A 7,466-nucleotide genomic window follows, 5' to 3' on the forward strand; every position below is an offset into this window, starting at 1 on the left:
CATGTACACAAATAAAAGAATTAACTCCGGGGATGAACAAAATCCTTTAAAATATGGCAATAATCGAGGCGTAATACTAAACATCTAAACTAAAGTTTTAAACTAAAAATCTAAATTTAAGGCTTTCTTTACACACATGCGACAGAACCCTATATCGGTATCTCATAGTTATCAAAAAGGGGTAGATCCAGAAGCTAGTTGGACCAAAAAAGGTCATAATCTTTACTATGGGTATAAACGACATGTCCTTATAGAAAGTAAAGAAGGTTTAGTTCTGGCAGTCACGACTACAAAAGCATCTAGTCATGATGGTGCCCATTTACCTATATTATTGGATAAAGTATCTCTAAAAGCAGGAAGCAGGCTCTATGGAGATAAAGGCTATAGCGGTTTGCCCAACGAAACTTTACTAAAAAACAAGAAATTAAAATCAGCTATTCAAAAGAAAGGTAATAGAAATCATCCCTTATCACCTGCTGCTAAACGTTTTAATAAATTTGTATCTAAGACGCGCTATAAAGTAGAAAGAGTATTTGGAAGTATTAAGAGGTGGTTCCGTAGTTCAGGAGCTAGGTATATAGGCCTTGATAAAACCCATAAGCAACATGTTATGGAATCTATAGCCTATAATTTATATAGAGCTCCAAATATCATTTTAAAGGGTTTTTAGGGGGATGGTATATCTAAAATATACAAATATTAACTTGAAAATCAATAAATAATGAAATTTATGCATCCTTAACCATAAAAACTACAAAAAATACAACTACAACCTTATCAAAAATTATAATAACTATCTATAACAACGGTCTCAATATATCAAAACGAGTCGAAATATATTATACTGTTGATGAGTTTTTAAAAAAATTTGTTCCATATATGGAACAGAAATTGTTAACTATATCTGAAAAAGGACCCACTACTGGGTGGTTTTATGGAAATAACTATAATCCAGAGTTTAGATTAGGAAACAAAATTTATAAAAGTTTGTTTTAATTTTTCTGTCCACTATACTTGTAAAATATAATCAAATCGAATACATTGTGAGAGCTTCTGAGGTACTAAAAAAATTAAACAACAACTACCAAATTATAATTTTACTGTCTGTAAGATTAAATCTTGACTACTACATACGCACAAGATTGCAAAGGCAAGACTCCTTTGATGCATGCAATAGAAGATATAAAATAGAATTTGCTAAATTACTGATAGGGAATAAGACAAATATAGATTTAAAAGATAACAGTGGACGGGATGCTTTGACCTATGCAACAACATGTAATAGAAAAGATTTTATCGATTTATTGAAAAATAACAGCACAAATTTGAATACATAACAACTCAATCTGTTTCGTTTGTTGCATCTATTAAAAAGTAAATAGTTTTAAGGACGTTTTTTTTATCATAAAAGTATAATAAATTGTTATTTATGTCTTTAATAATACAAAAAAATAAAATTTAAAAGAAATTTCTAGATAGATGTGACAAGCGCGACAGATGTAACCTATTCTTATTACTATGGTTCAAAAGGAACAAGTTATAGAAGCCATTAAACAAGTTTACGATCCAGAAATACCTGTAGATATCTATGAACTAGGTCTTATTTACGAAATTACGATTTTGCCACTAAATAATATTGAAATCTTAATGACACTTACCTCTCCTAATTGTCCAGCGGCAGATATTATACCTAGTCAAGTAGAAGAAAAAATTAAAGCTATAGAGGGAGTACATGAAGTAACCGTGCATCTTACCTTTGAGCCAGCTTATACAATGGATCGAATGTCTGAAGCAGCGAAATTAGAGTTGGGATTTGCTTAATTTTTCCCTACATGATCTCTTCTATATTATATTTTTTATATTTCTTCCCTTTATTAAATGGCCCCAAATAATTATAAAATCCAAACAGATACGCCTAAAAAAAGCACTTCCTCAAAGTCATTTATATTAGATCAACGTATTAAAATAACCATTGGCCTTTTGCTGCAGGGGATAACTATTTTTTTAGCGTTTTCCTTTTTGGCTCATCTTATTCATGGCGCTAAAGATCAGCATCTTATTGAATCTATTGGAAGATTGGGCCTAAAACCGTCTAATCTAGCTACTGGAAACTGGTTAGGTTTTACAGGCGTCTTTTTTAAGTTATTATTGTGTCCATATATGGTGGGGTATCACTGCTTTTATTTTTTTGCCTTGTCTATTTTTAATCGGTATAAAAATGGTCACACAAAAAATTTGTCGAAACCTTTCTTTATTAAAATTGATAATGGCCTCCATTTTCTGGTATTATGGTTTAATATTTTACTAGGCTATCTATATACACTCTGCCCAACTGCTACCCTACTGGCCAACCACCTTGGAGGGATTGGCTATACACTTGGCACTTTGTTTAAAAGTTTATTAGGCTATGGTACTTTTATTTTTCTTCTGGTTACTTTGGTCATTTTCGCTGTAATATGTTTTAATATAACCTCTTTACCAAATATTAATTTATGCTCAAGCAAAAAATCAAAACATAATGCTACATGTTTGATTGATGAAGAAAGTAATAGAATAGTTGGGAAAACACCTGATACAGAAAGTGAGGTCTCCTCTAGTAAAAAAAAACGAGTAATATAACCACTGCACATGCTACTAGAGATTTAGAGGATATAAGCGATCAAACTGATACAGAAACTGTTGCTCCGCACAAAAGCAATGTGGCTTTTGAAATAGTTTCCCCTAAACCATCAAATTTGTCTCAAGCGCCTCCATCTGCTATTGCTTCAACGATACCCTTAAGCCACATCCGGAGCGAAAACTACGATCCAACTTTATATAGTGTCGTTATAAGAAGTTAGCCCATAGATGGATACATCTAATTTGGACAGCTGCCAAGAATGATGCTGTGTTTTTTGCATACCTAGTGGAGATTCCTCTCCATTGCTTAATTTTGAGAAACATATTTTCAACAAGATGTCGGAATTTATATAGATTTTTGTCAAAATCACGCTTTATTTTTCTGTTTTTTTTGGGAGGGATAACAGGAACAATACCTTTTTCTCTAGCATATTTAATGATTTTATCGGTATCATAGGCGCGGTCTGCTAACAAATGCTTTGGAGTTATCCCTTCAATAAGATATGTAGATTGGCTACAATCAGCTCTGGTACCTTCTGTGATAATAGCTCTGACCGGCATACCAGACGCATCCACGGCCAAATGTAGCTTCGTATTAAGCCCCCTTTTGTTCGACTCATAAATTGGTTTCCTCCTTTCGCACCCGTTCCATGCATATGTACTTTTATATAAGTAGAATCAATCATAAGCCATTTAAAATCAGGATTATTAATTAGTCTCTCTAAGATCCTTTCCCATATACCATTATCTCTCCAGCGAGAAAATCTACGATGGGTGTTTTTCCAATCCCCATAGCTAGATGGAAGATCACGCCAAGGAGATCCTGTACGTAAAATCCAAAATACTGCATTAATAAACAGCCTATTATCTTTGGCAACAGCTCCCCAACCTCCTTGTTGACCTGGAAGTAGAGGTGATAAAATAGACCATACTTTGTCTGAAATATCATGACGGTGAATCCATTTAGACATCTTAGGAATATAATTGATCTTATTAATCTAAAAATATAATAACGTGAGTTTCGGATTAGACTTATTGTAAACCAGTTGTATATATATTATCTATAGCCGGTTTTTTCTCTTTTAGTGAATAAGCTGTAATACCAGCTATTAAATTGACAATAAAATTAGGTATACTTCTATGCCTGGAGTGTTCTATCTGACTAATATTTTTAAGCTGATCGATAATGGTTTCAATGATAGATCTCTTTCGAAGCATTAGCCTATCCCAGATAGGCATGAAAGCATTTTTCATATTTTTTCTGATTTGAGTAATCAGTTCTATGCCTTTTCCCATAAGTTTTTCAAATAATTCTTTACTCAAGTAGCCTTTATCAGCAAATACTTTTCCGATCAAATTTTTACATAAGTTTTCTACTGGCCATCTATCATTGGACTTACCTGTAGTAAGAGAAAAATTCATAATTTCTCCTAAATCATTGACAATCAAGTTTAATTTGATTCCGTAAAACCATCCAGTAGTAGTTTTACCTTTACTAGCAATTGTCTTAAATACTTTATGAGCATAAGCTCTTTTTATATTACAAACCTTTATAGCGGTTGAATCCATAAAATAACAGCCTGTTCTCGTTTTAGAAAGACTTTGAGAAAAAAGTAAAATGGAACTACTGTTCTTTGAACTAGGGATATAAATCTACTATAGCTTACTAACTTGCAAAAGTCATTAGAATGAAATTGTTGTAAATGAATATAATACAACTTAAAATTTCTAAAGCCAATTACATGAAAAGCAATTAATATTGTCATTATTTCGCTCAAAATCAGTGAACATGTTCTAGTAGGTTTTCTATCTGAAGTAGGTAACAAATGTGATTCCATATAAGGCATAAATTTTATAAGAAATTCATCAACAGCGTAATATATTTCAACTAATTTTGATACATTCATATCCGGCTCCTTTGGTTTTTATGATTATTTTTCAATCCCACAAATTTAAAACACAAAGGAGCTTTTTATACTCTTTTCTTAATTTCTAATCCAAAACTGACGTTAATACGAACTACAAACCTAATATACAAAATATTTCATGACGACACTATCTAGATCTATCCAACTATAAATATCCTCCTTTAGATCTACTAGAACAGTATAGACAAGAACAACTATCTGTTACACAAGAAGAATTGGCTATTAATAAAAATAATATTGTACAAACCCTACAGAACTTTAAAATCAATATTGCCAAAATAAAAGCCACTATTGGCCCTACTGTTACCCTTTATGAAATAGTACCCGAAGCAGGAGTCAAAATCTCCAAGATAAAAAATCTCGAAGACGATATTGCACTTAACCTGGCTGCATTAGGTATTCGGATCATTGCACCCATACCAGGAAAAGGAACCATTGGTATTGAAGTACCCAATAAAAATAGAGAGGTAGTACCCCTCCAGGAGATGGTTGGATCTGAGAAATTTTTAAAAGGAAAGATGGATTTACCTATTGTATTGGGTAAGTCCATCTCAAATGAATTATTTATTGCAGACTTGAGCCGTATGCCGCATCTACTGATTGCCGGTGCTACTGGGCAAGGAAAATTTGTGGGACTTAATGTACTACTCACTTCCTTGATTTATAAAAAGCATCCCTCTCAATTAAAATTGGTACTAGTAGACCCTAAAAAGGTAGAACTTTCTTTGTATAATAGATTGGAACGTCATTTTTTAGCGAAATTACCCATCAGCGAAGAGCCTATTATTACAGAGACCAAAAAAGTAATCCATACCCTTAATTCTTTATGCATTGAAATGGACCATCGGTATGAACTGCTAAAGGAAGCAGGGACCCGTAATATCAAAGAATATAATGAAAAATTTATAAAAAGGATACTGAGCCCCCAAGAAGGGCATCGGTTTTTACCTTACATTGTATTGGTTATAGATGAATTCGCAGATATGATGATGACAGCAGGTAAGGAAATAGAAGTACCCATTGCCCGACTAGCGCAATTGGCACGTGCCATTGGCATACATCTTGTGTTGGCCACACAAAGGCCCTCTGTAAATGTTATTACTGGTATTATCAAAGCCAACTTTCCTGTTAGGATTTCCTACAAAGTAAGTTCACGAATTGACTCTAGAACTATTTTAGATGCAAGTGGTGCAGAGCAATTAGTAGGCAATGGTGATATGTTGCTCTCTATGAACTCTGATATTATTCGATTACAAACTCCCTTTTTAGATACAGGAGAAGTGGAACGTATTTGCAGCTATATTGGTGGACAACAAGGCTACCCATCTGCCTACCTGTTGCCTACTTATGATGAAGAAGACAAAGAGGATGGTGTGGCAGTAGATTTACAATCAACAGATCCACTATTTGAAGAAGCAGCAAGATTGATTGTCTTACATCAACAAGGAAGTACTTCTTTGATTCAACGGAAACTGAAGCTGGGCTACAACCGATCTGGAAGATTGATAGACCAATTGGAAGCTGCAGGCATTGTAGGTCCTTTTGAAGGCAGTAAAGCTCGAGAAGTTTTGGTAACAGATGAAGCCATCTTAAATGAAATATTAACTAGGTTACCACGAAAAGACTAAATTTTAAATGACTATCTACTGGGTTCTGCCGCGTTTGTTTTTTGTTCTTGCATAATATAGTGGACTGAAAAAACGAGACAAAAAACCAGTTTTGTTTCTCGATGGTATGTTTTCATCAAATTAATATGAAAGGAAATAAAATTCTAAAAATTTGTCTTAAAAGTCAGTCCACTACCAAATAGAACAGAACCCTGTATCCATTTTAAATGCTAATCAAGTCTTATTTTGCATAATTTTTTCTAGATAGTGTCGTCATGAAATATTTTGTATATTAGGTTTGTAGTTCGTATTATATTTTTAGATTAATAAGATCAATTAACCTGAACTCTGGATTAGATTTTCATATTTGCGTATAAAGAAGCTTCTTTGAGTTTTAAATTTAGGTGATTGAAAATTACCTCTAAAAACTAAAGGAGCCGCTTATGAATGTAGACAAATTAGTAGAAATATATTATATGGTAGATGAGTTTTTAATAAAATTTATGCCTTATATGGAGAAAAAGCTGTTAACAGAGCCCACAAGAAAACCCACTAGAACTTGTTCTCTTAACTTAAGCGAAATAATGACTATACTAATTGCTTTTCATCTAATAGGTTTTAGAAATTTTAAGATGTATTATATTCATTTAGAGCAATTTCACTCAAGTGAGTTTAGAACATTAGTGAGCTATAATAGATTCATATCACTAGTAAAAAGAACGTTAGTTCCTATGTATTTCTTTACGCATAGTCTTTCTAAGACAAGAACAGGTTGTTATTTTATGGATTCAACAGCCATTAAAGTTTGTAAGGTACAAAGGGCTTGTTCTAACAAAGTATTTAAATCAATAGCTACTAAAGGTAAAACAACGACTGGCTGGTTTTTTGGGTTCAAGTTACATTTGATTGTAAATGATTTAGGTGAAATTATGAATTTTACACTTACCCCAGGTAGGGTCAAGGATAGATTCCCTGCAAAAAGTTTATGCAAAAATTTAATCGGTAAAGTATTCTCGGATAAAGGCTATATCAGCAAAGAATTATTTGAAAAACTTATGGAAAAAGGAATAGAGCTCATTACCCATATCAAGAAAAATATGAAAAATGCTTTTATGACATTATGGGATAAATTAATGCTTCGAAAGAGATCCATCATTGAAACCATTATCGATCAGCTTAAAAATATTAGCCAAATAGAACACTCTAGACACAGAAGCATACCTAATTTTATTGTCAATTTAATAGCTGGTATTACTGCTTATGGGCTAAAAGAGAAAAAACCGGCTATAGCTAATATATATACAACTGGTTT

Annotated in this window: 4 protein-coding genes and 4 pseudogenes; 5 read left to right on the forward strand and 3 right to left on the reverse strand. The window is 32.8% G+C overall.

What is annotated here, in order from left to right:
• A pseudogene (locus CHV_RS05470) lies at positions 1 to 84 on the reverse strand (IS6 family transposase); the annotation flags it as partial.
• A gap of 64 nt (positions 85 to 148) precedes the next feature.
• On the opposite strand from CHV_RS05470, the pseudogene CHV_RS04490 reads away from it, so the two are divergent.
• The 3 genes and pseudogenes from CHV_RS04490 to CHV_RS04500 all read left to right on the forward strand — a co-directional run.
• Positions 149 to 670, forward strand: a pseudogene (locus CHV_RS04490) (IS5-like element ISCca7 family transposase); the annotation flags it as partial.
• Between the two features lie 848 nt (positions 671 to 1,518).
• Positions 1,519 to 1,821, forward strand: a complete 303-nt coding sequence (locus CHV_RS04495) for an iron-sulfur cluster assembly protein (protein WP_051602260.1) — start codon at positions 1,519 to 1,521, stop codon at positions 1,819 to 1,821.
• Positions 1,822 to 1,878: 57 nt separating this feature from the next.
• Positions 1,879 to 2,619 carry a hypothetical protein gene (locus CHV_RS04500; RefSeq protein ID WP_034577646.1) on the forward strand — a complete coding sequence of 247 codons (741 nt, stop codon included), beginning with the start codon at positions 1,879 to 1,881 and terminating at the stop codon, positions 2,617 to 2,619.
• 207 nt (positions 2,620 to 2,826) lie between these two features.
• Here the strand turns inward: CHV_RS04500 and CHV_RS05475 are convergent.
• Together CHV_RS05475 and CHV_RS04515 are read right to left on the reverse strand one after the other, a co-directional pair.
• Positions 2,827 to 3,590 (reverse strand): IS5 family transposase gene (locus CHV_RS05475; RefSeq protein WP_130721316.1). Its coding sequence is split into 2 segments (ribosomal slippage): positions 2,827 to 3,218 and positions 3,218 to 3,590, totalling 765 coding nucleotides; the frame shifts between segments, so codons are not numbered across the junction.
• A gap of 61 nt (positions 3,591 to 3,651) precedes the next feature.
• A pseudogene (locus tag CHV_RS04515) lies at positions 3,652 to 4,526 on the reverse strand (IS982-like element ISCca4 family transposase).
• Positions 4,527 to 4,678: 152 nt separating this feature from the next.
• Here CHV_RS04515 and CHV_RS04520 point away from each other — a divergent pair.
• Both CHV_RS04520 and CHV_RS04525 read left to right on the forward strand, forming a co-directional pair.
• Positions 4,679 to 6,175: pseudogene (locus CHV_RS04520) on the forward strand (DNA translocase FtsK); the annotation flags it as partial.
• A 422-nt stretch (positions 6,176 to 6,597) separates the two neighbouring features.
• The coding region (locus CHV_RS04525) for an IS982-like element ISCca1 family transposase (RefSeq protein WP_034577647.1) at positions 6,598 to 7,466 on the forward strand (869 nt) is incomplete at its 3' end.

The sequence above is a fragment of the Cardinium endosymbiont cBtQ1 of Bemisia tabaci genome (assembly GCF_000689375.1).
Classification (GTDB): Bacteria; Bacteroidota; Bacteroidia; order Cytophagales; family Amoebophilaceae; genus Cardinium.

What these genes read in the sequence shown, in the direction of transcription:
- CHV_RS04495 (WP_051602260.1), top strand. Translation starts at nt 1,519, where the DNA reads ATGGTTCAAAAGGAACAAGTTATAGAAGCCATTAAACAAGTTTACGAT.
- CHV_RS04500 (WP_034577646.1), top strand. Translation starts at nt 1,879, where the DNA reads ATGGCCCCAAATAATTATAAAATCCAAACAGATACGCCTAAAAAAAGC.